Origin of the sequence: Aromatoleum sp. (genome assembly GCF_036675785.1) — a bacterium.
GTDB lineage: Bacteria > Pseudomonadota > Gammaproteobacteria > Burkholderiales > Rhodocyclaceae > Aromatoleum.
The window spans coordinates 1-1,591 of record NZ_JAKFEF010000086.1; the positions used below are offsets into that span (position 1 = coordinate 1).

Genomic DNA, 1,591 nt, shown 5'->3' on the forward strand with positions numbered 1-1,591 from the left:
AACCTGAAGGACGGCAAGGGCGAGATCGACGACATCGACAACCTCGCCAACCGCCGCGTCCGCTCGGTCGGCGAGCTGCTGGAGAACCAGTATCGCGTCGGCCTGCTCCGCATGGAGCGCGCGGTGAAGGAGCGCATGAGCTCGGTCGACGTCTCGACGGTCATGCCGAACGACCTCATCAACGCCAAGCCGGCGGTGGCCGCGGTCCGCGAATTCTTCGGCTCGTCGCAGCTGTCGCAGTTCATGGACCAGACCAATCCCTTGAGCGAAGTCACGCACAAGCGCCGCGTTTCGGCCCTAGGGCCGGGCGGGCTTACCCGCGAGCGCGCGGGCTTCGAAGTCCGCGACGTCCACCCGACGCACTATGGCCGCATCTGTCCGATCGAGACCCCGGAAGGCCCGAACATCGGCCTGATCAACTCGCTCGCCAGCTTCAGCCGCGTGAACAAGTACGGCTTCATCGAGACGCCGTACCGCAAGGTCGTCGACAACAAGGTGACTGACGACGTCGTCTATCTGTCGGCCATGGAAGAGGCCAAGCACACGATCGCGCAGGCCAATGCCGAGATCGACAGCAAGCGCCACTTCGTCGAAGAAATCGTCTCCAGCCGCCGCGCCGGGGACTTCCTCATGGCGACGCGCGACTCCATCACGCTGATGGACGTTTCACCCAAGCAGCTGGTGTCGGTTGCCGCCTCGCTCATTCCCTTCCTTGAGAATGACGACGCCAACCGCGCGCTGATGGGCTCGAACATGCAGCGCCAGGCGGTGCCGCTTCTCCAGGCCGATGCTCCGTTGGTCGGAACCGGCATGGAAGAGACGGTTGCGCGCGATAGCGGCGCGGCCATCGCGGCCCGCCGTTCGGGCATCGTCGACCAGGTCGACGCAACCCGCATCGTCGTTCGCGCCACCGGCGATCTTCGCGCCGGTGAATCGGGCGTCGACATCTACACGCTGATGAAGTTCCAGCGCTCGAACCAGAACACCTGCATCAACCAGCGCCCGCTGGTGAAGGTCGGTGACACGGTCGACGCCGGCGAGATCATCGCAGACGGTCCGTCGACCCAGTTCGGCGAGCTTGCCCTCGGCCGCAACGTGCTCGTCGCGTTCATGCCGTGGAACGGCTACAATTATGAGGATTCGATCCTCATTTCCGAACGCATCGTGAAGGACGACGTCTTCACCTCGATCCACATCGAGGAGTTCGAGGTCATGGCCCGCGACACCAAGCTGGGCCCCGAAGACATCACGCGCGACATCCCCAACGTCGGCGAGGAAGCGCTTCGCAACCTCGACGAGGCGGGCATCGTCTACATCGGTGCCGAGGTCGAGCCGGGCGACATCCTGTGCGGCAAGATCACGCCGAAGGGCGAAAGCCCGATGACTCCGGAAGAGAAGCTCCTCCGCGCCATTTTCGGCGAGAAGGCTTCGGACGTTCGCGACACCTCGCTGCGGCTGCCCCCGGGCGTCGCAGGCACAGTCGTGGAAGTGCGCGTGTTCAACCGTCACGGCATCGACATCGACGACCGTACCCGCGCCATCCAGACCGAGGAGAAGGAGCGGCTGAAGAAGGACGCCGACGACGAAAAGG

Annotated in this window: 1 protein-coding gene; it reads left to right on the plus strand. The window is 64.5% G+C overall.

The features are described from left to right. Window positions 1–1,591 (plus strand): DNA-directed RNA polymerase subunit beta (gene rpoB, locus V6M37_RS18445; protein WP_332675764.1); only part of this gene is annotated, 1,591 nt, incomplete at both ends.